This window comes from Nocardia sp. BMG111209 (assembly GCF_000381925.1).
Classification (GTDB): domain Bacteria; phylum Actinomycetota; class Actinomycetes; order Mycobacteriales; family Mycobacteriaceae; genus Nocardia.
Window position 1 is genome coordinate 1,232,124 of the sequence record NZ_KB907309.1, and the last position, 23,317, is coordinate 1,255,440.

22 protein-coding genes are annotated in these 23,317 nt (G+C 68.9%); 7 read left to right on the forward strand and 15 right to left on the reverse strand.

Annotation, left to right across the window (positions count from 1 at the left end; translation table 11 throughout):
- Positions 1-9 precede the first annotated feature (9 nt).
- Entirely contained in the window at positions 10-822 is an 813-nt protein-coding gene (locus G361_RS0136775; protein ID WP_019932153.1) for an MBL fold metallo-hydrolase, read from the forward strand.
- Here G361_RS0136775 and G361_RS0136780 read toward each other — a convergent pair.
- The 3 genes from G361_RS0136780 to G361_RS0136790 all read right to left on the reverse strand — a co-directional run bounded on the left by G361_RS0136780 (position 764) and on the right by G361_RS0136790 (position 5,804).
- Positions 764-2,509: a glycosyltransferase 87 family protein gene (locus G361_RS0136780; RefSeq protein ID WP_019932154.1), complete on the reverse strand. Its 1,746-nt coding sequence runs from the start codon at positions 2,507-2,509 to the stop codon at positions 764-766. The two genes, G361_RS0136775 and G361_RS0136780, sit on opposite strands and share 59 nt — an antisense overlap.
- Positions 2,510-2,520: 11 nt before the next feature.
- Positions 2,521-4,917 (reverse strand): transglycosylase domain-containing protein, encoded by a 2,397-nt coding sequence (locus G361_RS0136785; protein ID WP_019932155.1) that lies wholly within the window; start codon positions 4,915-4,917, stop codon positions 2,521-2,523.
- 476 nt (positions 4,918-5,393) lie between these two features.
- On the reverse strand, positions 5,394-5,804 hold the full coding sequence (locus G361_RS0136790; protein WP_019932156.1) for a DUF5318 domain-containing protein: 411 nt from the start codon (positions 5,802-5,804) through the stop codon (positions 5,394-5,396).
- Between the two features lie 157 nt (positions 5,805-5,961).
- Between G361_RS0136790 and G361_RS0136795 the strand changes: the two genes are divergently transcribed.
- Complete coding sequence (locus tag G361_RS0136795) at positions 5,962-6,519, forward strand: PadR family transcriptional regulator (RefSeq protein WP_019932157.1); 558 nt, start codon at positions 5,962-5,964, stop codon at positions 6,517-6,519.
- On the forward strand, positions 6,512-7,612 hold the full coding sequence (locus tag G361_RS0136800; RefSeq protein ID WP_026343948.1) for an inositol-3-phosphate synthase: 1,101 nt from the start codon (positions 6,512-6,514) through the stop codon (positions 7,610-7,612). The genes G361_RS0136795 and G361_RS0136800 overlap by 8 nt, the downstream gene beginning before the upstream one ends.
- Positions 7,613-7,662: 50 nt before the next feature.
- Here G361_RS0136800 and G361_RS0136805 read toward each other — a convergent pair whose 3' ends face one another.
- The 6 genes from G361_RS0136805 to G361_RS0136830 all read right to left on the reverse strand — a co-directional run bounded on the left by G361_RS0136805 (position 7,663) and on the right by G361_RS0136830 (position 14,586).
- Positions 7,663-8,088 carry a GyrI-like domain-containing protein gene (locus G361_RS0136805; protein ID WP_019932159.1) on the reverse strand — a complete coding sequence of 142 codons (426 nt, stop codon included), beginning with the start codon at positions 8,086-8,088 and terminating at the stop codon, positions 7,663-7,665.
- An 8-nt stretch (positions 8,089-8,096) separates the two neighbouring features.
- Positions 8,097-8,561 carry a GyrI-like domain-containing protein gene (locus tag G361_RS0136810; RefSeq protein ID WP_019932160.1) on the reverse strand — a complete coding sequence of 155 codons (465 nt, stop codon included), beginning with the start codon at positions 8,559-8,561 and terminating at the stop codon, positions 8,097-8,099.
- A gap of 227 nt (positions 8,562-8,788) precedes the next feature.
- The gene (locus G361_RS0136815; RefSeq protein ID WP_019932161.1) at positions 8,789-11,230 is read right to left on the reverse strand and encodes a transglycosylase domain-containing protein; all 2,442 of its coding nucleotides are present in this window, start codon (positions 11,228-11,230) and stop codon (positions 8,789-8,791) included.
- 157 nt (positions 11,231-11,387) lie between these two features.
- Positions 11,388-12,221: a carbohydrate ABC transporter permease gene (locus tag G361_RS0136820; protein ID WP_019932162.1), complete on the reverse strand. Its 834-nt coding sequence runs from the start codon at positions 12,219-12,221 to the stop codon at positions 11,388-11,390.
- Positions 12,221-13,237: an ABC transporter permease subunit gene (locus G361_RS0136825; protein ID WP_019932163.1), complete on the reverse strand. Its 1,017-nt coding sequence runs from the start codon at positions 13,235-13,237 to the stop codon at positions 12,221-12,223. Before G361_RS0136825 ends, G361_RS0136820 begins: the two co-directional genes overlap by 1 nt.
- A gap of 47 nt (positions 13,238-13,284) precedes the next feature.
- Positions 13,285-14,586 carry an ABC transporter substrate-binding protein gene (locus G361_RS0136830; RefSeq protein ID WP_036496206.1) on the reverse strand — a complete coding sequence of 434 codons (1,302 nt, stop codon included), beginning with the start codon at positions 14,584-14,586 and terminating at the stop codon, positions 13,285-13,287.
- 122 nt (positions 14,587-14,708) lie between these two features.
- Between G361_RS0136830 and G361_RS0136835 the strand changes: the two genes are divergently transcribed.
- Both G361_RS0136835 and G361_RS0136840 read left to right on the forward strand, forming a co-directional pair.
- Positions 14,709-15,554, forward strand: a complete 846-nt coding sequence (locus G361_RS0136835) for a DUF2786 domain-containing protein (protein WP_019932165.1) — start codon at positions 14,709-14,711, stop codon at positions 15,552-15,554.
- 60 nt (positions 15,555-15,614) lie between these two features.
- On the forward strand, positions 15,615-16,130 hold the full coding sequence (locus G361_RS0136840; protein WP_019932166.1) for a TIGR04338 family metallohydrolase: 516 nt from the start codon (positions 15,615-15,617) through the stop codon (positions 16,128-16,130).
- Positions 16,131-16,280: 150 nt separating this feature from the next.
- Here G361_RS0136840 and G361_RS51990 read toward each other — a convergent pair whose 3' ends face one another.
- From G361_RS51990 to G361_RS0136850, 3 genes are read right to left on the reverse strand one after another with little or no spacing between them, the layout of a single operon-like run.
- Positions 16,281-16,541, reverse strand: coding sequence for a transposase (locus G361_RS51990; protein ID WP_081635780.1), 261 nt, complete (start codon positions 16,539-16,541; stop codon positions 16,281-16,283).
- A 6-nt stretch (positions 16,542-16,547) separates the two neighbouring features.
- The gene (locus tag G361_RS46040) at positions 16,548-16,730 is read right to left on the reverse strand and encodes a DoxX family protein (protein ID WP_036496208.1); all 183 of its coding nucleotides are present in this window, start codon (positions 16,728-16,730) and stop codon (positions 16,548-16,550) included.
- 44 nt (positions 16,731-16,774) lie between these two features.
- The gene (locus G361_RS0136850; protein ID WP_026343951.1) at positions 16,775-17,443 is read right to left on the reverse strand and encodes an SDR family oxidoreductase; all 669 of its coding nucleotides are present in this window, start codon (positions 17,441-17,443) and stop codon (positions 16,775-16,777) included.
- Between the two features lie 144 nt (positions 17,444-17,587).
- On the opposite strand from G361_RS0136850, the gene G361_RS0136855 reads away from it, so the two are divergent.
- Complete coding sequence (locus G361_RS0136855; protein ID WP_019932168.1) at positions 17,588-17,974, forward strand: helix-turn-helix domain-containing protein; 387 nt, start codon at positions 17,588-17,590, stop codon at positions 17,972-17,974.
- A 154-nt stretch (positions 17,975-18,128) separates the two neighbouring features.
- Here G361_RS0136855 and G361_RS0136860 read toward each other — a convergent pair whose 3' ends face one another.
- Complete coding sequence (locus G361_RS0136860) at positions 18,129-19,103, reverse strand: o-succinylbenzoate synthase (RefSeq protein WP_019932169.1); 975 nt, start codon at positions 19,101-19,103, stop codon at positions 18,129-18,131.
- 297 nt (positions 19,104-19,400) lie between these two features.
- Positions 19,401-20,915 (reverse strand): FAD-dependent monooxygenase, encoded by a 1,515-nt coding sequence (locus G361_RS0136865; RefSeq protein ID WP_019932170.1) that lies wholly within the window; start codon positions 20,913-20,915, stop codon positions 19,401-19,403.
- A 229-nt stretch (positions 20,916-21,144) separates the two neighbouring features.
- Between G361_RS0136865 and G361_RS0136870 the strand changes: the two genes are divergently transcribed.
- On the forward strand, positions 21,145-21,861 hold the full coding sequence (locus tag G361_RS0136870) for a TetR/AcrR family transcriptional regulator (RefSeq protein WP_019932171.1): 717 nt from the start codon (positions 21,145-21,147) through the stop codon (positions 21,859-21,861).
- A 14-nt stretch (positions 21,862-21,875) separates the two neighbouring features.
- Here the strand turns inward: G361_RS0136870 and G361_RS0136875 are convergent, their stop codons facing one another.
- Positions 21,876-23,315, reverse strand: coding sequence for an ATP-binding protein (locus tag G361_RS0136875; protein ID WP_019932172.1), 1,440 nt, complete (start codon positions 23,313-23,315; stop codon positions 21,876-21,878).
- Positions 23,316-23,317 lie beyond the last annotated feature (2 nt).

The window sequence follows — 23,317 nt, forward strand, 5'->3', positions numbered from 1 at the left end:
CTAGCGGACATGACGATTCATCACCTCAACTGCGGATCCGTCCGGCGGATCGAAGCGACCTATCCCGGCCCGGAGCCCGCCGCGGCCGTCAACCACTGCCTGCTGGTCGAGACCGACGACGGCCTGGTGCTGGTGGAGACCGGTATGGGCCTCGACGACGTGCGCGATCCGGACGGCACCCTCGGCGCGGAATGGGTCGCGATGGCGGGGCCGGCGCTGGACGAGGCCGAGACGGCGATCCGGCAGGTGCAGGGGCTCGGCTACGAGCCCGGGGACGTCCGCCACATCGTGCTGACCCACCTCGACGTCGACCACTGCGGCGGCCTGCCGGACTTCCCGCGGGCCCGGATCCATGTGCTCGCACCCGAACTCGATGCCGCGCTGGCGGAGGCGCCCTCGCGGCGCTACCGGCCCGCGCACTGGGCACACGGACCCGAGTGGGTCACCCACGCCCCGCGGCGCGACCGGGACTGGTTCGGATTCGACGCGATCGAGCCCGCCGGGCTACCGCCGGAATTCCTGCTGATCCCGCTGGGTGGGCACACCGCGGGACATACCGGCGTCGCGGTGCGTGACGGCGACGGCTGGCTGCTGCACTGCGGGGACGCCTACTACTACCATCGCGAACTCGCCCCGGAGCCGCATCCGCATCCGATCCTGGACCTGGTCCAGACCGGCTTCGAGGTGCACCGGGACCTGCGGCTGGGCACCCAGGCCCGGCTGCGCGAACTCGTGCGCCGCCACGGTGCCGAGGTGACCCCGATCAGTGCCCACGATCCGTGGGAATGGCAACGGCTGGTTCGGGAATCGGTATCGGCCTGAACGGCGGCGGTGCGGGCCGCGGCTGCAATGCGAGCGGCAACCAGGGCAGCAGCGGGTCGACCGCGCGGTCCAGGATGCCGCCCGCCGGGTCGTCGACCCCGCCGCGGCGCACCGGATCCGTTGCGGGCCGGTAGATCTCCCGGACGATCAGCGCGCACAGTCCGAGTACGGCCAGATCCCGCAGCGCCACCGTGCCGGTGAACCACTGCTCCGGCACGCCCTTCCGGTCGGTGCCCAGGTAGTAGTACATCCGGGGGAACCAGACCAGCGCGTCGATCGTCATCCACGCCAACAGGATTCGCCGATGCGGAAACGCCAGGACCGCCAGCGGCACCAGCCACAGCGAATACTGCGGACTCCACACCTTGTTGGTGATCAGGAAGGCCGCCACCACGAGAAATGTCAACTGCGCCAGCCGTGGCCGCCGCGGTGCGGTGAGCCCGATGTAGGCGATCGCCGCACACGCGGCCAGGAACACCAACAGCGACACCGCGTTCAGCAGCGTCGGGGTCTGCTCCGGATGCAACGCACCGTCGAAACCCTGCCAGCCGGTGAACGAGGTCACCACGTTGTAGAGCGAATCCGGGTCGGCGTGCCGTTCGGTGTTGAGCCGGAAGAACTCCCACCAACCGGCCCGGAACGGCACGGCGATGGGCAGATTCACCACCAGCCACGCGACCGTGGCGCCGGCGACGGCGAGGCCCGCGGCGCGCAGCGGGCGGATCCGCGCGCCGGCGAGATATTCGCGGATCGCGTCGATGGGTCCGAAATCGCTGTGCCACAGCAGATCCCGCAGTCCGGGCAGTCGTTGCCGGGTATCGGTGCGCAGGCACAGCAGCACGATCGGGCCGAGCAGCAGCAGCGGATACAGCTTCGCCGCGCCGCCCAGCCCGAGCAGGACCCCGGCCAGTACCGGCCGTCGGCGGGCCCACGCCAGCATGCCGGTGGCCGCGAACGCCGTGGCCAGAGCGTCGAAATTGGTGAAGATGTGCACCAGCACCAGCGGCGACAGCGCCACCAGCGCGGCATCCCACACCCGCCGTCCGGCCAGTTGCGACGAGGCCCACACCGTCACCAGCCAGGCCATCGCCAAACCCAGTGCGGCGGTGTCGAAGTACAGCACCACCGGCAGCGCCTTCGGGGTGAGCCGGATCCGGCTCCAGGCGTACGAGACCTCCGCGGCGCCGTACTGGTAGAGCCCGGACAGCACCGGATACTCCATGTACCGGGTGTGCGGGCGGCCGTCGCTGTCGAAGTCGGTCCACTGCTTGTGGTACGGGAAGGCGAGCTCGTTGAGATGTTCGGCGCCGTAGAGCGGCACGGTATCCGAGTAGCACATCGCCACGTATTGCCGGCCGTTCGACCAGTCCAGCGTGAGCTGGCCGGAACTGTCGGTGGTCTGCTGGATACAGGCGGCCTTACCGGCCCAGCCCAGCGCCAGGAACGCCACCGCGAAGGCCAGCAGGACGCGCAGCGGGGTCCAGAACCGGACCCGGCCGATGAGGGCGTGCTCACCGACCGGTCCGCCCACGAGCGGGGACAGTTGTGCGGTCACGGTATCGGTGCGGCTCGGCTTGTCCCGCCGGTCCACCGACCGTAGGTCCGCGGCCGGCGGCACCGGCGACGTCTCCCCCGACACCGGCGCGCCGTTCACTGCCGGTGTCCGCACCAGTTGCTGCTCGGTCACGGGACCAGAGGCTACCGTTGCCGGGTGGGATACGTCCCGGTCCCGTAGGTCCCGTTCCCGGTACCACCCTGGGAATAACCGTTACCACCGCCGCCACCGGCCGTACTCGGCGCCGCGCCCTCCGAGGTGGCCATCGGCTGACCGGGCAACGGACCGGGCCCCGGATCCTGTTGGTCGTCCGGTTGCTGCTGCTGCGGCTGCTGCCGCGGATTGGGTGCGAGTCCGGGGACCGGGATCTTCACGCCGGGCAGGATCTCCACCTGCGACGGGGTGACCACCACCGGCGGTTCGAACGGCGCGCGGGGGGTCGTCGACGCCGGCGTGTACGGCGCGGACCAGGACGGCACACCGGCCTGGCCACCGATCGCGGCGGGCTTCGGGAAGTCCTCGTTCGGCGTGCCCTTGAGCGCGCCGTCCATGGTGTCCTTCCAGATGTTCGACGGCAGGTTCGAGCCGTACATGATCGCGCCGCCCGGTGTCTTCAATGCGACACCCTGTTCGGTACCGGCCCAGACGGCCGTCGCCAGCGAGGGGGTGAAGCCGATCATCCAGGCGTCACGGTTCTGGCCGGTGTCGCCGAGCTGGGTGGTACCGGTCTTGGCGCCGGACTTCCGGCCGCCGGCCAGGTTGTGGTTGAGCGACCACGCGGCGATCGGCTCCATCGCGGCGACCACGTTGTCGGCCACCGCGGCCGAGACCCGCTGCTCGCCCGGCACCTGGCCGCGGTCGAGCAACACCGTGCCGTCGGCGGCCACGACCTTCTGCACGAAGTGCGGCTTGTGGTAGACGCCGGAGGCGGCGATCGTCGCGTACGCCGACGCCATGTCCAGCGGGCGGACCTGGTACTGGCCCAGGATGAGCCCGTTGTTGGGGCCGTTGCCGTCGGACTCGGTCAGGGTCTTGCCGACGCCCGGGATGGTGTCCGGGATGCCGAGCTTGTGCGCCATCGCGGCGATCTTCTCCGGGCCGTTCTGCATATCCAGCTCCATGCGATAGAAGCTGGTGTTCAGCGACCGCTTGAGGGCCTCGGCGATCGTGCAGGTGCCACAGGTCTCACCCTCGGCGTTGGTGATCTTGATGCCGTTCACGTTGAGGTCGGCGCTGTCGTACAGCGTCGACAGCGGCTTGCCCAGCTCCAGATTCTCCGCGAGGCCGAACACCTTGAACGTCGAACCGGACATCAGGCCGGCGTTGGCGAAGTCGAAGCCCTGGCCGTTGTCACCGCCGTAGTACGCCTTGACGGCGCCGGTCTTCGGATCGATCGACACCGCGGCGGTGCGCACCTCGGGCCGCTGGCCGTCCATATCCTTGTTCACCGCGTCGATCATGGCCTGCTGGGCCTTGGCGTCGATGGTCGTGGTGATGGTCAGGCCCTGGGTGTTGAGCTGATGCTCGTTGATGCCCGCGGCGGACAGTTCGTCCAGCACCTGGGTCTTGATCAGGCCCTCCGGACCGCTGCCCAGGCCGTCGTTGTTGGTCTGAGCCGTGGTGACGACCTGCGGGTACTCCAGCTTCTGCCGGTCGGCCGCGGGCAGGTTGCCGCCGGCGACCATGCCGTCCAGCACGTAGTTCCAGCGCGCCTGCGCACCCTTCGGATTCTTCTCCGGATCGAGGTTGGAGGGCTGCTGGATGGTGGCCGCGAGCACCGCGCCCTCGGCCACCGACAGGTCCTGCACCTTCTTGTCGAAGTAGGCCTTGGACGCGGCGTCGATGCCGTACGCGCCGCGGCCGAAGTAGATGGTGTTCAGGTAGGCGGTGAGGATCTGGTCCTTGCTCCACTGCTGCGCCATCTTGGACGAGATCACCAGCTCGCGGACCTTGCGGGACAGCGAGTGCTCGTTACCGACCATGGCGTTCTTGACGTACTGCTGGGTGATCGTCGAACCACCGCCGGCATCGTCCTGGCCGGTGGCGTTGCGGTACAACGCGCGGCCGAAGCCGGAGATGGAGAAGCCCGGGTTGGTGTAGAAGGTGCGGTCCTCGGCCGCGATCACCGCGTTGCGCACGTGCGGCGGGATCTGGTCGATGGTGACATCGGTGCGGTTGCCCTGCGGCGGCACCACCTTGCCGAGCACGCTGGTGCCGTCGGCGGCGAAGATGGTCGCCACCTGGTTGGTCTTCAGGTCGTCCGGCTGTGGCACCTTCACCGTGCTGTACGAGAGCAGGAACATCGCGCTGGGCGCGATGAACATCAGTGCGATCAGGACGTAGCAGACCCGGCGGACGATCCGCCAGGTCGAGCGGCGTCTGCCCGGCGGTCTGCCGCCCGGTCCGCGGCCGCCCCGGCCCGGGCCGCGCGGCGGGGCGCCGGCGTCGGCGGGGCGCATGGCGCGCTGCACCCGGCGGGTGGGGCTGTCGAGCGCGTCCTTCGGGATCTTCTGGGTGGCCTGGGCCTCGTTCGGCGGCACGCCGGGGCGCCCGGGGGGTTCGGCGCGGCGCGACGGCCCGGTCGGGGGGCGGCTCGGATCGCGCGGGGGCTGTCCGCCGCGTGGCGGCTGGCCGTTGGGTCCGCGCGGCGGCTGGGGACGCCGGGGGTCGCCGTCGGCCGGGCCGCGGCGGACCGTGGGATCAGCGGGCTGCGGCGGGCGGCCGGGACCGCGCGGCGGGCCGCCGGGAGGCCCCGGCGGCGGGGGCGGCGGGCCGCCCTGGGGGCCGGGACCCTGCCCTGGACGAACCGGCGGCAGCGGACGACCCGGCGGCGGCCCGGCCGGTCGGGGTGGCGGATAACCACCCGGGCCCGGTTGTGGGCCCCGCGGGGGGCGTCCGCCTTGCGGTCCATCGTCGTAGGGCGAAGTCACAGGCTGGATCTCCATTACTCGAAGTCGGTCCGGGTGGCACTGGGTGTGGGCACACAGGTGCCCCCCATCTCAGCCGAAGGTCCTCTTCATTCGGCGGCGGTCCGACGGCTGCCGGCCCGCCGGCGAGTAGGCGTCGGCGCGCGACCGAGGAGGTAGGACTGCACCAGATGGTTCCAGCTGCAGGTCCGGCACACCTCGACGACATGTACCGAAAATTCCTCGCGGGTTTCGGCCAGCCGGGCCAGCTCCTCGGGGGTACGCGCGGAGCCGGCCATCGGGCCCAGTCCGTCACCGTAGACCCACGATACGAGGGTCAGCTGTTCCTTGCGGCAGATGGGGCAAGTGATCTCACTCGGCCGGCCGTGGAACTTCGCCGCTCGCAGCAGATAAGGATTCGCGTCGCAGACCTCGGCCACGTCGACGCGGCCCGCATAGACCTCGGACAGCAGCAACCGGCGCCGGAGCGCGTAGTCGACCACCTGCCGCTGGATTTGCACGCCACCCAGAGTAGCTGCCCGCGCCGACGCCGGGTGTGGCGCTTTGGGGCCGCTGCGCGGTGGTCTCGAACACCCTGCGCGAAGATGTATCGCTCCGATATAGTGGGTAATCGTATTGATCGGTTAGGTCTGTACAACAGTCAGGAGGTGGGGCCCGATGCTCGAACTGGCGATTCTCGGGCTGCTCCTGGAGTCGCCCATGCACGGCTACGAGCTGCGCAAGCGGCTCACCGGCCTGCTGGGGCCGTTCCGGGCCTTCTCCTACGGATCGCTGTATCCGACCCTGCGCCGTATGCAGGAGGACGGATTACTCGCCGAGGAGAGCCCGGTCGGGGCGATCACCCGTCGCGCCCGGCGGGTCTACCAGCTGACCGCCACCGGCCGGGAGCGGTTCAGCGAACTGCTCGCCGACACCGGCCCGCAGAACTACACCGACGACGGCTTCGGCGTCCACCTCGCCTTCTTCAACCGCACGCCCGCCGAGGCGCGCATGCGGATTCTCGAGGGCAGGCGACGGCAGGTCGAGGAGCGCCGAGAAGGACTGCGCGAGGCGATCAAACGGGCCAGCGGAACCCTGGATCGCTACACCCGCCAGCTCCACCAGCTCGGCCTCGAATCGAGCGAGCGCGAGGTGCGCTGGCTCAACGAGTTGATTGCAGCAGAGCAATCACTGAACGCGGCACCACAGAAAGAGGGAAATATCGGCCATGAGTGATGTCAACACGGCTGAACACGCGAACGAGATTCGCGTTGCCATCGTAGGTGTGGGTAACTGCGCGTCCTCACTGATCCAAGGTGTGCAGTACTACAAGGATGCGGACGAGACCGCGACCGTGCCCGGCCTCATGCACGTCAAGTTCGGCCCCTACCACGTCCGCGATGTGAAGTTCGTCGCCGCGTTCGACGTCGATGCCAAGAAGGTCGGTTTCGACCTGTCGGACGCGATCTTCGCCAGCGAGAACAACACCATCAAGATCTCCGACGTGCCGCCGACCGGCGTGACCGTGCTGCGCGGCCCGACGCTGGACGGGATCGGCAAGTACTACGCGGAGACCATCGAGCTGTCCGAGCTCGATCCCGCCGACGTGGTGCGGACGCTGAAGGATACGAAGGCCGACGTCCTGGTCTCCTACCTGCCGGTGGGGTCCGAGGAGGCCGACAAGTTCTACGCACAGTGCGCGATCGACGCGAACGTCGCCTTCGTCAACGCGCTGCCGGTGTTCATCGCCTCCGACCCGGTCTGGGCGCAGAAGTTCGCCGACGCCGGCGTCCCGATCGTCGGTGACGACATCAAGAGCCAGGTCGGCGCCACCATCACCCACCGGGTGATGGCGAAGCTGTTCGAGGATCGCGGCGTCCAGCTCGATCGCACCATGCAGCTGAACGTCGGCGGCAACATGGACTTCAAGAACATGCTCGAGCGCGAGCGGCTGGAGTCCAAGAAGATCTCCAAGACCCAGGCTGTCACCAGCAACCTGAAGAAGGAGATGGGCGCGGGCGACGTGCACATCGGCCCGTCCGATCACGTCGGCTGGCTGGACGACCGCAAGTGGGCCTACGTCCGGCTCGAGGGCCGCGCCTTCGGCGATGTGCCGCTGAACCTGGAGTACAAGCTCGAGGTGTGGGATTCGCCGAACTCGGCGGGCATCATCATCGACGCCATCCGGGCCGCGAAGATCGCCAAGGACCGCGGCCTCGGCGGCCCGATCCTGCCGGCCTCGGCCTACCTGATGAAGTCGCCGCCGGAGCAGATGGCCGACGACATCGCCCGCACGAAGCTGGAAGCGTTCATCATCGGCGCCGAGTAGTCCGCCGCGCGTGGAAGCCGGCCGGGGAATCCCCGGCCGGCTTCGCCGTCTCAGTCCAGGGAGACGTAGACCTCGACCGAGGCGGGGCCGGTGTAGCGCTCGATCTCGGCGGTGTGCGAACGGGTGATCGTGCCCGCGCTCTCGGCGCGCGCCACCGCGGCCCAGGCCGTGCGCAGCAGGTCGTACGGCTTGTCGGTGACCACGAACCGCGCGTAGCGGCCGGCCGGGATGCGGGTCAGTACATCGCCGGTGTCGAGCTCGTCCAGGGCGGACAGTTCGTAGCCCAGGACCGCGACGGCGTGGTCGTTCTGGCCGACATAGGCGGCCACCCGGGCCGCGTCCTTCTGGCGGGCCAGGTACCGATCCCAGGTGAAGTTCACCAGATCCAGATCGCGTGCGGTCACCTCACGGCCGGCCAGGGGCACGGTGAGACCGCCGACCAGGCTCTCCGCCAACCGCACGATTTCGAAATCCACGCGTACCCCTACCTGTTCCCGGTCACGGTCTCGTCGGCCAGGGCGACGAACACCTCGACGGTGTGCGAATCCGGATAGTGCTCGAAATCACCGGTGTACGCCCGCACCAGCGTGCCGGCGGCCTCGAGATCCCACACCGACCGCCAGATCGACACGACGGTGTCGCCCAGATTGTCACCGGTGCTCAGGAACTGGGCGAAGCGTCCGGCGGGCACGCGCGCGAGCACGTCGCCGGGCTGCAGATCGGTCAGGCTCTCGCAGCGGTAGCCGACGATATGGGTGAGGTACGAGCCGATCTCCGGCGCGTGGTCCACATACGCGGTGGCCGGCTCGCCGGGGAGGGAGCGGGCGAGATTGCGTTTCCACGCCTCCTCCACCTTCAGCCGGCGCGGTCCCTCGACCGCCAGGGCCGGACTGCGCAGCACCGTCCCGGCTACCAGCGTCTCGTGGCGCTCAACGACATTGAAGTCCATCGGTGTCGCCCCTATGTCTCGTGCTGTATGGAATCCCACCCGGCTCCCTGGTCCATCACTGTCGCGCACATCCTTCCGCATCCTGCCACCGTCGCGCCGTATCGGCCCATCGCATCGCGCGGCGGCAGCTCGGAGAAGCACCGAGAACCCCTGGCGCACCACGCTTCACGCATCCCACCCTATCGGCGCGCCGAGCACGATGGTCGGATAACGAGTTCGCGCTGTGCCTACCTTAGGCCGGGGACGTGGAGTCCGGGGAAGATCTCCCCCGGGAACGGCTCGGGTTGCGGCTCCGGGGCCGGCGCGGTCTCCGGGGCCGGTGGGAAGCTGATCACCGGTGGCGGCGAACTCGGCGGTGCCAGGACGTCGAACGGGCCCTGACCGGGTGCGGAGGAGGTACTCGGCAGGGCCGCGGTGGGTGCGGTGGGCACGCTGGGTGTCGTGGGGGCGATCGACCAGAACGGCCCCGACGCGATCGACGGTTCGGACGGGGCCGGGAACTCCTCGACCGGGGTGCCGCGCAGCGCGCCGTCCATGGTGTGCTTCCAGATGTCGGCCGGCACGGTGGATCCCCAGATCGCCGCGCCGTGCGCGCGGATGGCCTCGGACTGCGCGGTGCCGATCCACACCGCGGTCGACAGCGACGGGGTGAAGCCGATCATCCAGGCGTCCTTGTTGGCGCCGGTGTCGCCGAGCTGGGTGGTCCCGGTCTTGGCCGCGACCGCCCGCCCGCCCGCGAGCGTGTGCCCGTTGGAGTAGCCGGCGATCGGCAGCATCGCCTGGATCGTGGTGTCGGCGATGGTCCGCGGCAGCCGCTGCTGGCCGGGCGGCAACACACCCTTCGCACCCTCCGTGCCACGATCCAGCAAAACCCGGCCGTCGCCCGCGACGACCTGCTGCACGAAGTACGGCTTGTGATAGATGCCGTCCGCGGCGATCGTGGCGTAGGCCGACGCCATATCGATCGGCCGCACCGAATACGAGCCCAGCACGATCGAGGGCGTGGGCATACCGTCCGGTTCGGTCAGGGTGCGGCCGGGTACGCCCGGAATCTGCTCCGGAATACCGGCCTGATGCGCCGCGTCGGCGACCGCCTTCGGCCCGACCGCCTCGGTGAGCCGGTAGAAGCTGGTGTTCAGCGAGCGCTTGAAGGCCTCGGCCATGGAACACACGCCGCAGGAATCCCCCTCGGCATTGGTGACCTTGGTGTCGTTGACGGTCACCGGCGAGCTGTCCAGCTGATACGACAGCGGCATACCCTGCTGCAGGGCGGCGATCACCGCGAAGGTCTTGAACGCGGAGCCGGTCTGCAACGGCGCCTGCGCGAAATCGAAGCCGACCCCGTCCTCGCCGCCGTAGTAGGCGCGGACCGCGCCGGTGTGCGGATCGATCGACACCACCGCGCTGCGCAGATCGGCGGACTGACCGCCGAGCGAGGCGTGCACCGCGTCCAGGGCGGACTGCTGGGCACGGGCGTCGATCGTGGTGACGATGCGCAGCGCGCCGGTGTCCACCTCCTGATCGCTGATGCCGGCCTCCCGCAGCTCGTGCAGCACCTCGGTGCGGATCAGGCCGGCGGGTCCCTGGGTGCCGTCGTCGGCGGGCGGGGCGATCGGCGCGATGGGCGGGAACACCAGGGTGTCGCGGGTGCCGGGCGGCAGCCAGTTCATCTCGACCATGCCGTCGAGTACGTAGGCCCAGCGCGCCTTCAGCTGGTTCGGGTGGGTCTCCGGATCGAGCAGCGCCGGTGTGCGGACCACGGCGGCCAGTACCGCGCCCTCGGCCAGGGTCAGCTCCGGAACCGGTTTGTTGAAATAGGCGCGCGCGGCGGCGGCGATACCGTACGCGCCGCGGCCGTAGTAGATGGTGTTGAAGTAGGCGGCGAGGATGTCGTCCTTGTTCCACTGCCGGGCCATCTTGGCGGAGATGATCAGCTCGCGCATCTTCCGCGACAGGGTGCGATCCGAGGTGAGGAACGCGTTCTTCACGTACTGCTGGGTGATGGTGGAACCGCCGCCGGCATCGTCGTGGCCGAACAGATTGTCGCGCGCGGCCCGCAGGTAGGCGCTGGTGTCGTAGCCGGGATTGGTATAGAAGTGCCGGTCCTCGGCCGAGAGCATCGCGTAGCGGACCGGTTGCGGCACATCGGACAGCGGGACCGGGGTGCGATTGCCCTGGGGCGGCACCACCGTCGCCAGCACGGTACTGCCGTCGGCGGCGAGCACGGTCGCGATCTGGTTGCTGCGGACCGCGGCCGGATCGGGGATCTCCGCACTCCAGTAGGCCAGGGCCAGCAGCATCGAGGGGATCACCACGAAGATCAGGAATACGGCGGCCACCGCCCGCAGGATGCGCTGACGGCGGGTGCGCGGCGTCCGCGGCGCGGAGGGGTCGCCGGCCGGTTTGAGACGACGCTGCAACGGGGTGCGGGAGCGCTTGGCCGCGGCCGCCCGGCGGCGCGCGGTGACGGATTCGATCTCTTTCCAGCCGGCGATCGTCGAGACGACCGGTGGGGTCGCGGGTGGTTGTTCATCGCCGTGGTGGCCACCGGCCGGATCCGATGCGTCGCCGGCCGCCGGAGCACCGTCGTACCGTGCGCGCGAATCTCCGCTGTCCTGCGTCGGCGGCGTGCCGGAGCGGCGCCGCTTGCGGATCGAGCTCACGGTCATCTCCTCCCGGAGAAATCGGTGAACCTGTACGAGCTACCGGTGGAATAGCACCACGAACGAAGAATAACCCAGCCCTCGTGCCTGCTACCGTGCACACAACCCCACCGCGCCAAGATGATTCGCGATCGTAGCAGCGGGGTCCGACAGCGAGCCGGGCTCAGCTCTTGACGCCGCCCGCGGTCAGACCGGCGATGATGCGGCGCTGGAAGATCAGCACCATGATCACCAGCGGCACCGTGACCAGGGTGCCCGCCGCCATGATCTCCACATACGGCGGCACCTTCGGATCGTTGCCGGAGAACCGGGAGATCGCGACGGTGACCGGCTCGGTCTTGTCCGCCGACAGCAGCCGGGCCAGCAGGTATTCGTTGACCGCCGCGATGAACGCCAGGATGGCCGTGGTGAACACCGCCGGCGCGGCCAGCGGCAGCATCACCAGCCGGAACGCCTGGAGCCGGCCGGCGCCGTCGATGCGGGCCGCCTCCTCCAGCTCCCACGGCAGTTCGGTGAAGAACGACGCCAGCGTGTACACCGTCATCGGCAGCACGAACGAGATGTTCGGGATGATCATCGCCTGGTAGTGGCCGATCCAGCCCAGATCGGTGAACAGCTGGAACAGTGGGGTCACCAGCACCACGACCGGGAACATCGAGGCCGACAGGATCAGCCCCGACACCACGCCCTTGCCGCGGAAGTTCACCCGGGCCAGCGTGTACGCGGCGAGCATGCCGAGCAGCAGCGCGATCACCATGGTGGCCGCGCCGATGATCACGCTGTTGACCAGCGCGCGGCCGAAGTCGTTACCCCGGGTGGTGTCGAATACGTGCTGGAAATTGGCCAGCGTGACGTGTGTGGGCCACGGGGTGCTGTCGAAGGTGTAGGCCGGGTCGCGGAACGCGGTGACCGCCATCCAGTAGAACGGGCCCAGCCCCCAGACGAGCACGATCAGCGCGGCGACGTAGATCCGCGCGGATTTCAGTCGTTTCGTCATCAGTGCGCCTTCCGCTGCTCTTCCTGGGTGGCGACGGCATTCGCGCCGAGCACCTTCACCAGCAGGAACGCGACCGCGAAGATCATCAGGAAGGTGATGACCGACAGTGCCGAGGCGCTGTTGGGGCCCTGGCGCACCTGATCGACGACGAGCATCGAGATCGTCCGGGTGGACGGATTGCCCTGCATCATGATCGCGGGCAGGTCGTAGAGCCGCAGCGCGTCCATGGTCCGGAACAGCACCGCCACCAGCAGTGCGGGCTTGAGCAACGGCAGCGTGATCCGGGTGAACCGCTGCCAGGCCGAGGCGCCGTCGACCCGTGCCGCCTCGTAGACGTCGCCCGGAATGACCTGCAACCCGGCCAGCAGCAACAACGCCATGAACGGCGTGGTCTTCCACACATCGGCCACGATCACCGCGAACCGCGACGGCCACGGATCGGTCTTCCACAGGATGTGGGTGCCGAAGAGGTGGTTCACCACGCCGTCGTACTGGAACATGTACTCCCACAGCCGGGCCGTCACCGCGGTGGGGATCGCCCACGGGATCAGCACCGCCGCGCGCAGCACCGCGCGGCCGCGGAAGGTCTTGCCCATCACCGAGGCCATCCCCAGCCCGAGGGCGGTCTCCAGCAGGACGGTCACCACCGTGAACAGCAGGGTGATGCCGATCGCCGCCCAGAACTGCGAGCCCAGATTGCCGGTCGGACAGGATTCGACGCTGCCGTCGGGCAACTGGCACTGCTGCAGCAGCCAGTGCGTGTAGTTGTCGAAGCCGGCGCCGCCGCCCTGGACGAACATGCCGGTCGCGGCGTCGAGTCCGGAGTCCTTCTGGAAGGACATCACCACCGCTCGCACCACCGGATAGCCGATGACCACGGCCAGCGCCAGCAGCACGGGTGCGACGAACACCCAGGCCCGTCCCGAACCGGGGAGCCGGATCCGGCCGCTGCGTGCGGGTTTCTCGGGCGCGGCGGGAGGCGCGGCCGATTCGGTGGTTCCCGAAGGATCTGACACCGTGACTCTCTCCTACGGGAACGACTCGACGGGAACGGGGACGACGGTTACGAACCGGCGGCCTCGATACCCTTCTGCATGCCGGTGATCGCGTCGTCGACCGACTTGCTCCCGGTCAGGGCAGCATATGCGTTCTCCGAGATGGCCTTCGACACCGCCGGGTAGAACGGGGTCACCGGCCGCGGGACCGCGCTGGCGATGGAATCCTTCAGCGCGGGCAGGTACGGCATCTTCGCGATCAGCGCCGGATCGTCGTACAGCGAGGCCCGCACCGACGGCAGCGCGCCGTCGGCGACGATGTGCTGGGCATCCTCGCTGATCAGGAAGCGCAGGAAGTCCAGCGCGGTGGCCTTGTTCTTGGAGTAGGCGCTGATCGCCGCGTTGTAGCCACCCAGGGTGGAGGCGCCGATGCCGTCCTTACCGGGCAGCGGCGCGACCCCGGTGTTGCCCTTGGTCGCCGCGGAATCGGCGTTGGCGGGACCGTAGAAGCTCGGCCAGGTGCGCAGGAACAGCAGCTTGCCCTGGGCGAAGGCGTTCTGGCTCTCGGTCTCGGTGAAGGAGGTGGCCTCCTTCGGGATGTCGCCGTCCTTGAACGAGTCGACGAGTACCTGCAGACCCGCGCGGGACTGCGGGCTGTTGACGGTCGGGGTCTTGCCGTCCGGGCCGACGAAGGTGCCGCCGTAGGCGTTGATCACCTCGGCCGCGTTCACGGTGAGGCCCTCGTAGTTCTTGAACTGCCCGGCGTAGCAGTCGATTGCGTGCGACTTCGCGACGTTGCAGTCGGCGAGCAGCTCGGACCAGGTCTTCGGCGGGCTCTGGATCAGATCCTTGCGGTAGAACAGCAGGCCGCCGTTGGTGTTGCGCGGCGCGGCGTACAGCGTGCCCTTGTAGGTGGCGCTCGCCACCGTCGGGGACAGCAGCGTGGAGGTATCGATCGAGAACGAGTCCTTCAACGGCTGGATCCAGCCCTTGGCCGCGAATTCGGCGGTCCACGGGACGTCCAGCGCCATCACGTCGTAGTCCGGCTGTTTGGCGCCGAGGTGCTGGGCCAGGTCGTCGTACTGCTGGGAGGCGTCGTTGGACTGTTCCTTGAAGGTGACCTTCTCGTCCGCGTGCGCCGCGTTCCAGCGTTCGACCAGCTGCTTCACCACGCCGGTCTCGGTGGTGTCCTTGCCCTCCACATAGGTGATGGGCCCGCGGCCGGAGAGATTCTCGGCCAGCGGATTGCTGCTGCCGGAACTGGAGCAGGCGCTGGTGAACGCGGCGGTCAGTAGTGCTGCCGACGCTGCCGCCAGCGCGGCTCGGGACACGAGAGATCGACGCCGGGGCGCCATCTTGTTCAAAGCCATCGCGGATACTCCAGGGTCGAGACGTGAGCGCCAGCACACTCAGCCGGGTGCACATGGCAAGATACATGGTCGTCACTTCTCCCGCCCGAGGAGTGTCGGTGGATTCTCGTATCCTGGCCGCCATGTCCACTCAGACCGGCACCGCGACGCAGGACAAGCTGCTGACCCGAATCGGCGGCCTGTTGCGGCAGGCCGAGTCGACCGACAACGAGCACGAGGCCGAGGCGTTCCTCGCCGCCGCGCAACGCTTGGCCACCCGCTCCTCGATCGATCTGGCGGTGGCGCGGGCCCATGTGGCCGGACGGGAGCGCCGCGCGGTCCCCATCCAGCGGATGATCCCGATCGGCGAGCCCGGTAAGCGCGGTTTGCGCACCTACGTGCAGCTTTTCGTGGCGATCGCCACCGCCAACGACGTGCGCTGTGATGTGGCGCGCACGTCCACCCAGGTGTACGCCTACGGATTCGACACCGACATCGCCACCTGCGAGGCGCTGTACGCGAGTCTGCTGGTGCAGATGGTGCGGGCCTCCGACCAGTACATCAAATCGGGTGCGTACAAGTCGGCGACCGTGGAGAAGATCGTGGTCGAATCCCGCTGGGGCCGTAAGGTGCAACGACGGGTGCAGGCCCCGGTCGCCGCGGTGACGGCCCGGCTGAACTTCCAGATGGCCTTCGCCGCCAGGGTCGGCCGCCGACTGTCCTCCGTACAGGCCGATGTCCGGGAAGAGGCCCTGCGCGAGGAGGATACGGCCCCCGGTACCGCGATCGCGCTGCGCGACAAGGATATCGAGCTCACCGACTTCTACTCCCGCACCTCGCAGGCGCGCGGGGTGTGGCGCGGCCCGCAGGAGTCGGCGGGCTATTCGGCCGCGGCCCGCCGCGCCGGCGACCGAGCCGGCCGCGCGGCCCGCCTCGGCACCGCCCCCGAACTGGGTGCCGCACGCGGGCAATTGGACGAGGGCCGGTGAACTCCGGCTGTCCCGGATACGCCACGGGCATCTGTGGGCGACGGGCCGGATGAGCCTCCGATGAGCGGCGAACGCGATGTCCAGCGGTCGCGGGTGTACGACGCGGAGGGGCTGGTGCGCCGGATGTTCGACCGCGCCGACGAGTACGGCACGCGCGCGGTGGAACTACACGGTTCGCACCTGACCCTGCCGATCGAGCGGAGGTTCGCCTCGGTCGAGTCGGTACAGAGCTATGCGGACAAGGTGCTGGCCCTGAATTGGGTACGGGCACAATGGGAACGGGCCACCGTGCCGATCCGGGTGCGGTCCCGCGCCGGGGCCGCGGCGGCACACTACGAATTCGAGACCGCGGTACTCGCGGTCCCTCTGCACACCGGCGAAACCGCGTGGGCCCTGCGCGAATTGGTGATCCTGCACGAACTGGCCCACCACCTGGAACCGTCCGGCGACGACCTGGCCCCGCACGGCCCGGAATTCTGCACCCGGTACATCGACCTGGTCGACGGCATCGTCGGCCCCGAGGCCGCGCTCGTACTGCGCACCACATTGCTCGGCTGCGGAGCGCGGCTGGGCTGACTATTCCTCGGTGTGGCAGGCATCGGAGCTACCGGCCTCTCGTCGGCCGGGAGCGTGGGCAGAGCGCACCAGTCGGGTGCGGGCCGGGAGCACCAGCCGAGAGTGTGGGCCGAGAGCACTTAGGGCATGTCCGCTAAATCTTGGCCCAGGTCAGGACCACCGCGAGCAGGTTGAAGATCGTTCGACGACGTTTCGGCCCTTGTGAAACTCAGCGTCGAAAGCGGGCGGACGCCAGCCTTCAGAATCACGTCGCTTCCGGTTCGACTGCTGGTCGCGAGGTTCGGGGATGACAGCCTTGATACTGCGGGCCCTGAGGTCCTTCCGGATCCTCTTCGAGGAGTGTGCCTTGTCACCGAGCAGTGCCGTCGGGGTCGTGCGGGGCCTGCCAGCGTCGAGCCGGAGTACACGCAGGCAGGATCAGACCGAGTGCGCCGAGCATCTCTCGGCCACGCCGATCAGCCGGAGCGCACCGGCGGAGACGTCTTCGACCCACCGCAGCCTTTCGGCGAGCTCGTCCCTGGGCTGAGTGGTCTTCATCACCCTGGCAGCTGCGAACACGAAGGCCAGGACCCCGGCCACGATCCACAAGGCGACGTTCATGGGCTACTCCTTCATCCAGGTATCGATGGCCTCGGGTGTACCGGTTAGGGGGTGAAGATCTTCTCGGCCTGGTCACGCTGGATATGCAGGTCCCAGTACAGCGGGGAGATCTGATCCGCGGTGGCGCTGGGCGTGCCTTCCGGTGCGCGGTCACCGATCCATGCCCCGATGGCCACGTGCGCGGCCTGAATGTCCTCGGGTGCGAGTTCCTTGTGCAAGTTCAGTACCCACGAACGCAGGGCGGCGCCGGCGGTGTTGATGTCACCGAGCATCGGGGTGGGATCGACCGACCCGGCTCCGGTGGTGAACAGCAACGTGCCGGCACCCGCCTTTCGCATCGCGGGTAGCACCACTCCGGTGGCGGCGATCGCGCCGTAGGCCAGGTACCGCATCTGCAGATCCACATCCGCGGCGGTAACCCTGGTGGGTGTGAGGAACCTCGGCTCGGGGCCGCCTGGGGAGTATTCGAGCACGTCGATTCCACCGAAGTGCTGTGCTGCGGACTCGAGTGCGCGGGTGAGGGAAGCTGTGTCCAGGACGTCGGCCGCAAACCCCTTGGCGATGACGCCTTCCGAGGAAAGAGTCGCGGCGTGTGCGTCGAGATTGGCCTTGCTGCGGGACAGCAGCGCCACGTCGAATCCGTGGGAGCCGAAGGTGCGGGCGATGGCCAGGCCCATACCGGGGCCGGCGCCGATGACAGCGATGGTAGGCACGAAGAGAACTCCTTCAGGAACGGCCTCTTCCCTGGGCGGGACGAGAAGCCGGTTAGTTACCAATAGTTCCCTGGTAACTTTGGATAACCACCTAGGGATGGTCAAGAAGGCACTTTCGAGTGCTGTGGTTCTCTGGAGGTAACCATGCAGGTCAACGACAATACGGACCAGATCTGCGGGGAAGGCGGGACCCGGGCGAGGGAGGTCCTGGACCTGGTTTCGGACAAGTGGTCGCTCTACGTTGTGGCCGCTCTGGGGCAAGGCCCACTGCGGTTCAATCAGGCCCGGCGGGCCGTGGCCGGGATCAGCCAGCGCATGCTCACTGTCACACTGCGCCGACTCGTGCGCGACGGCCTGGTCGCACGCATGGTGATCCCCACGGTGCCGCCGCAGGTCACATATTCGTTGACCGAGACCGGGCACAGCCTGCGCCGGGCCGTTCAGCCGTTGACCGAGTGGGCTTTCACCACCGTCGACGACATCGACGCCGCGCGGGCAGCCTACGACGCACAAGTCGACCAGCAGGAGTGACCACGACTCCGCAGGGTTGTCGGGAATTGACGGACACGCCCCAGCCGAGAGTGCGGGGCTGGGGAGCACCAGCCGGGAGTGCGGGCCGGGGGCACCGGTTGGGAGCGTGGGCCGGGGATCGCGGGCCCGGAGCGAAACCGGGATCGCGGTGAGTTCAAGGCAGCAGCAGGCGCACTCGTTCCAGCCGGGTGCGCCACCAGGCGACGCGATCCGGGTCCGGATGCCGGAAGCGTTGCAGCCGAGCGGGATCCGGAGTGGGAGGGGTGCGTGGGACCGGGAGGTAGCCGTCGACCGGGCGGAGCGAATCGACGACCACGTCACCGTCGAACAGGTTCATCGTGCCGAGGCCGCAGGCGAAATCGAGGTGCGGCAGCGCGCCGGCCAGCGCGAGCTGTGCCGACAGTCCGACGCTGGTCTCGAGTGCGGACGAGACCACGCACGGCAGCCCGACCGCCTCGGCGACCTGCAATGCCCGGCGGACCCCACCCAGCGGGGTGCATTTCAGCACGGCGATATCGGCGGCATCCGTGACGGCCGCGCGCAGCGGATCCGCGGCGCGGCGGATGGACTCGTCGGCGGCGATCCGGACGTTCAGACGACCGCGGACGGCCGCCAGTTCCTCGACGTCACGGCAGGGTTGCTCGACGTATTCCAGTCCGCCGGCGGCCTTCTCGATGAGCTGGATGTGATGGACCGCGGTTTCGACGTCCCAGACCGCGTTGGCGTCCACCCGGATCGCACCGCCGGGTCCGAGCGCGTCGCGGACCGCCTCCACCCGGGCCAGATCCTCCGACAGCGAACCGGGATGGTCGGCGATCTTCACTTTCGCTGTCCGGCAACCGGATTCGATGACGATCGCGTGCGCGCGGGCCGGATCCACCGCCGGCACGATGCAATTCACCGGAATCCGGTCGCGCACCGGCGCGGGCCAGCCGACGGTGATCTGTTCCACCGTGGTGGCCAGCCACCCGGCGGCCTCCCGATCGTCGTATTCGGCGAACGGACAGAACTCGCCCCACCCGAGCGGGCCCTCGATCAGCACACCCTCCCGCACGGTGATCCCCCGGAACCGGGTGCGCAGCGGGATCGCGTAGACGAACGCGGCCCGGGGATCCAGCAGATCGTTCATGAAGTCAGAGTAGAGCCCGGGAGACCCGCCCGGATGCTGCGGGACCTGGTGCGAAGTGGGTGCGGACCGCAGTGCCCGGCTGACTGCCGCCGAACCCTTCACCTGCGCGGCGGGCCGTGCGCGTTGCCGAAGATCCCCGCGATTATGCGGACACCGGCGATGGAGGTCGGATCACATCCGGGAGCGCATCGTCTACGCCTCCCACGCCGGGCGGCGGTCGAGGCCCCGGGGCGCAGGCTCAACGCAGCGGTACCTGCTCCTGACGATCGTCGCCGCCGGTTGCGGGTCGCGGCGGATTCACCCCGCCACTGCCGCACCGGTCCGCGCGCGGCCGAGCCAGCGCACCAGGGCGGTCTCCAGCCCGGAGAGGTCGCCGGCCGGATCCGTGGCAGCCCACGCGACGAAGCCGTCGGGCCGGATCAGCAACGCACCCACCCCCGCACCGCTCGCCCGCCCCCGAATCAGGTCCAGACAGCCGGGGTACGACGCGGCCATGCCGGTCAGCCGGCCATCGCCCGTGAGGTCGACCAGCAGGGCCCGGCCGGTACGAGCGTGTTCGGTGAGCCGGGTGCCGTCGTCCAGCCGCAGTTCGGGCATCGTCGTCCCGACCAGCGGATGGCCGTCGCCGAGGTCGTAGCGCTGGCCCAGACCGGAGACCCGTTGCGCGTAGTAGGTCGCCCCGTCCCGGGTGCCGAGGAAATCGGTGACGACGTGACGAAGCGCGCGGCTGTCGGCGTCGCCACGCATCACGGCGACCTGGGCGCGGGTCCAATCGAGTATCTGACCGCCGATCGGATGCCGCTCGGCGGTGTAACTGTCGAGCAGTCCCTCGGGGGCCCGGCCGTGGACGGTCGCGGCGAGCTTCCAGCCCAGGTTGACGGCATCGCCGAGTCCGAGATTCAGGCCTTGACCGCTGAACGGCGAATGCACGTGCGCGGCATCCCCGCACAACAGGACGCGACCGCGGCGATAGGTCGTCGCCTGCCGGGCGTTGTCGGTGAAGCGCGCACCGCTGACGATCTCGGTGACTCGGACATCGACCCCACTGACACGCCGCAGACTGGCCTCGATCTCGGCCGCGGTGACCGGCGCGTCCCGGTCCACCGGCGGCCCGTCGAATTCGACCGTCCGGACCCGGCCGGGCATCGGTCCGTACACGTAGACGCCGGTCGGTGTGTGCTGCCAGCCCTGCCCCAGACCTTCGGTCCCGTCCGCGACCACGACCGCCTGACGGCCGGTGATCCCGGGATCGGTGCCGGGGAACTCGAAACCGGCCAGCCGCCGCACGGTGCTGCGGCCGCCGTCGCAACCGGCCAACCAGGCCGCGCGCACGTCACCGCCGTCCAGACGCACGGTGACACCGGACTCGTCCGCGTCGAATCCGCGCAGTTCGACCCCGCGCCGCACCTCGGCACCGAGTTCCACCGCGCGGGCGCCGAGGATTCGTTCCACCTCGACCTGCGGAATCTCCAGGAACCACCCGTTCGCGCCGCGGCCGCGCAGGAGTGGATCGTCGCGATCCACCGGATCCGCCGGGACGAGGATCCCGCCGAAATGACCGGCGAAGGCGGGCCGTCTCGCGGCCGCCGGTTCCAGGGCGGACAGCAGCCCGCGCCGGTCGAGCGCGGCCGCGGACGCGGTGTTGATCCCACCCGCTTTCACCGCCGTATCGGGTTCCCGCCGCCGCTCGACCACGAGCACCCGCACACCCGCCAGTCGCAGTTCCGCGGCGAGCATCAGGCCGACCGGCCCGGCACCGGCCACGAGGACGTCGTAATCGGTGCGGGTTGTAGATGTGAACTTCTCCGACATGGAATTCTCTCTCCGCCGTGCGACCGGACGCGCAATCCGAATCGTCTGCGCCGCAATCGTTCTCGATGACAAACCGGGATCGCCGACCACCCGGAGCCGATCCGGACGCCCCCGGACCCTCCTCGACGGATTCGCGGCAACGACCGGAAATCGCTTACGAACACTGTTCTACAGACGAACAGTGTTCGTGTCAACCAGAACCGTGCTCGTCCGGCGCTACACTGCCCGCATGGCATCACCCCCGCAGCGACGACGTGCCGCGCGGCACCAGCAACCCCTCGCCGAGGACCCCGGCGCGGCCCGGCGCGGCGCCTCCGCCGGGCGCAAGCAGCCCATCACCGTCGATGCCATCGTCGAGACCGCACTCGGGATCGTCGAACGAGAGGGATACGCCGCGCTGACCATGCGACGGGTGGCCGCCGCCCTCGAGACGGGCCCCGCATCGCTGTACGCGCACGTCGTCAACAAGGAGGACCTGGACGATCTTCTGGTCGGGCGGCTGTGCGCGGAAATCGAACTCCCCGAAGCGGATCCACGCATCTGGCGCACCCAGCTCATCGAGGTCTGCAACCGGCTGCGCGACCGATACCAGCGCTATCCGGGCGTCTCTCTGGCGGCCCTCGCCGTGGTCCCGACCAATCTGGAGACCCTGCGTGTCAGCGAGGGCATGCTCGCCATCGTGCTGGCCGGCGGCATCGATCCCCGAACGGCGGCCTGGGCGATCGACGCACTGTTCCTCTACATCAACGCGTTCTGCCTGGAGAACGCCCTCATCGACCGCTCGGCACCCGACCGCGACGAACTACCCCAGCGCTTCGCGGCCCTCCCCGATTCCCTGCCCAACACCAAGCGCTACGCCGCCGAACTGACCGCCGGAACCGCCGAGGACCGATTCGCATTCACCCTCGACCTGATCCTCGACGGCATCGCCGTCCACCACCACTGAACAGCCTCCATCGGTCACGCCCGCCAGGCTTCGAGCACCTGCTCGGGCCCCCACGCGATCTCGTCACTCCCCAATGTCACGTCATCGGCCAATGCCGACAGCGAGACGATAACCAGGCCATTGCCGTCGAATCCCGGCACCTGTGCCGCCCCACGCCGGAGTTCGTGCAGATCATGTTTGTCGAATGGGGTACCGAGCCATTTCACCGAGCCCGCGAAGTGGATTCGGCTCGCCACCGGCGCCCGGTCGGCACCCACCAGATCCACCTCGGGGTTGAACTGCCGATTCCACCAGCCGCCGACAGTCTGTACGTCCGGCCACGGTAGCCGCCCGGCCAGCGCAGCCGATTCCAGTGCTTGCCGGACCATCGGTTCGACCGCCCGGCCTCGCCAGGTATGCCATTGCCGCGTGATCACAGTGGAGGCCGCATCGGGGCGTCCCCGCCGGACAAGTTCGTGGACGGTGCGCAGAAAAGCGAGATACAAGCGGAGATTGCTGTCGTCCACGCGATACAAGGCGGGTTTCCCAGGTGTGGTGGACAACGGTTCGTCGATCGCGAGCACACGCTTTTCCGTGACGAGGCGTTGCAGCAGTGGCGACAGCGATCCGGACGGGATCGCACCGGCCCGGCTGCCTGCCGCGGCGGCGATATTGGCATGCGTGCGCTCCCCGCTACCGACGGCTTCGAGCACGCGGCGGGACTGGTCCGGTGACGGAAACTCGGCGAGCAGTGCCGATTCCGGAATGCCGAAGACCGGAGCCGCCGGATCGAGGCATTCCTGCCGCAGGAAATCCAGCGCGGATGTTCCCTGCGGCCAGCTGCGAAGAATGCCGGGAATTCCACCGGACACGAGGTGTGCGTCGATGGCGTCGGCCGGGCTCAGTGCCAGCGCATCCTCCACCTCGGCCGGATTGAGTGGGCCCAGGACCAGATTGTCCGCGCGACCGTAGAACGGCCGGTCGTACGCTGTCAGCCGCTCCATCATGTGAATGTCGCTGCCGAGCAGGAGGAGCAGCACGGGCCGACGGGAGAGCAGACGATCCCACGCCGTCTGCAACGCGCCGTCGAACAGATCATCCTGTTCCGTCAACCAGGGAAGTTCATCGATCACGACAATGGACGGCGTATCGGGAAGCGCGGAGGCCAGGATCCGGAAGGCGTCCGGCCAGCCGCCCGGCGCCTGGGTCGGTACGAGCTCGCGGTCGGCCGGCAATGTCGATGCACGGATCTCGTCGAGGAACCAGCCGACCGATTCGATCGACGATGCGCCCTTGGTTGCGGTGAAGTAGCAGTAAGGAACATGGGCCCGATCGCAGAATTCCTGGATCAGGCGGGATTTACCCACCTGACGGCGACCGCGAACCGCGACGGCGGCTCCCGTCTGCGCCGCACGATCCAGCCTCTTGTCCAGGAGGGCCAGTTCTCTGGCACGCCCGATGAACCCGACCGCCATTC

Excerpts from the sequence above, each read along its gene's own strand:
- G361_RS0136855 (WP_019932168.1), top strand. The coding sequence starts at position 17,588 with ATGCAGGTCAACGACAATACGGACCAGATCTGCGGGGAAGGCGGGACC.
- G361_RS0136815 (WP_019932161.1), bottom strand. The coding sequence starts at position 11,230 with ATGACCGTGAGCTCGATCCGCAAGCGGCGCCGCTCCGGCACGCCGCCG.
- G361_RS0136840 (WP_019932166.1), top strand. The coding sequence starts at position 15,615 with ATGAGCGGCGAACGCGATGTCCAGCGGTCGCGGGTGTACGACGCGGAG.
- G361_RS0136795 (WP_019932157.1), top strand. The coding sequence starts at position 5,962 with ATGCTCGAACTGGCGATTCTCGGGCTGCTCCTGGAGTCGCCCATGCAC.
- G361_RS0136835 (WP_019932165.1), top strand. The coding sequence starts at position 14,709 with ATGTCCACTCAGACCGGCACCGCGACGCAGGACAAGCTGCTGACCCGA.
- G361_RS46040 (WP_036496208.1), bottom strand. The coding sequence starts at position 16,730 with ATGAACGTCGCCTTGTGGATCGTGGCCGGGGTCCTGGCCTTCGTGTTC.
- G361_RS0136830 (WP_036496206.1), bottom strand. The coding sequence starts at position 14,586 with ATGGCTTTGAACAAGATGGCGCCCCGGCGTCGATCTCTCGTGTCCCGA.
- G361_RS0136865 (WP_019932170.1), bottom strand. The coding sequence starts at position 20,915 with ATGTCGGAGAAGTTCACATCTACAACCCGCACCGATTACGACGTCCTC.
- G361_RS0136860 (WP_019932169.1), bottom strand. The coding sequence starts at position 19,103 with ATGAACGATCTGCTGGATCCCCGGGCCGCGTTCGTCTACGCGATCCCG.
- G361_RS0136870 (WP_019932171.1), top strand. The coding sequence starts at position 21,145 with ATGGCATCACCCCCGCAGCGACGACGTGCCGCGCGGCACCAGCAACCC.
- G361_RS0136820 (WP_019932162.1), bottom strand. The coding sequence starts at position 12,221 with ATGACGAAACGACTGAAATCCGCGCGGATCTACGTCGCCGCGCTGATC.
- G361_RS0136775 (WP_019932153.1), top strand. The coding sequence starts at position 10 with ATGACGATTCATCACCTCAACTGCGGATCCGTCCGGCGGATCGAAGCG.
- G361_RS0136875 (WP_019932172.1), bottom strand. The coding sequence starts at position 23,315 with ATGGCGGTCGGGTTCATCGGGCGTGCCAGAGAACTGGCCCTCCTGGAC.
- G361_RS0136800 (WP_026343948.1), top strand. The coding sequence starts at position 6,512 with ATGAGTGATGTCAACACGGCTGAACACGCGAACGAGATTCGCGTTGCC.
- G361_RS0136810 (WP_019932160.1), bottom strand. The coding sequence starts at position 8,561 with ATGGACTTCAATGTCGTTGAGCGCCACGAGACGCTGGTAGCCGGGACG.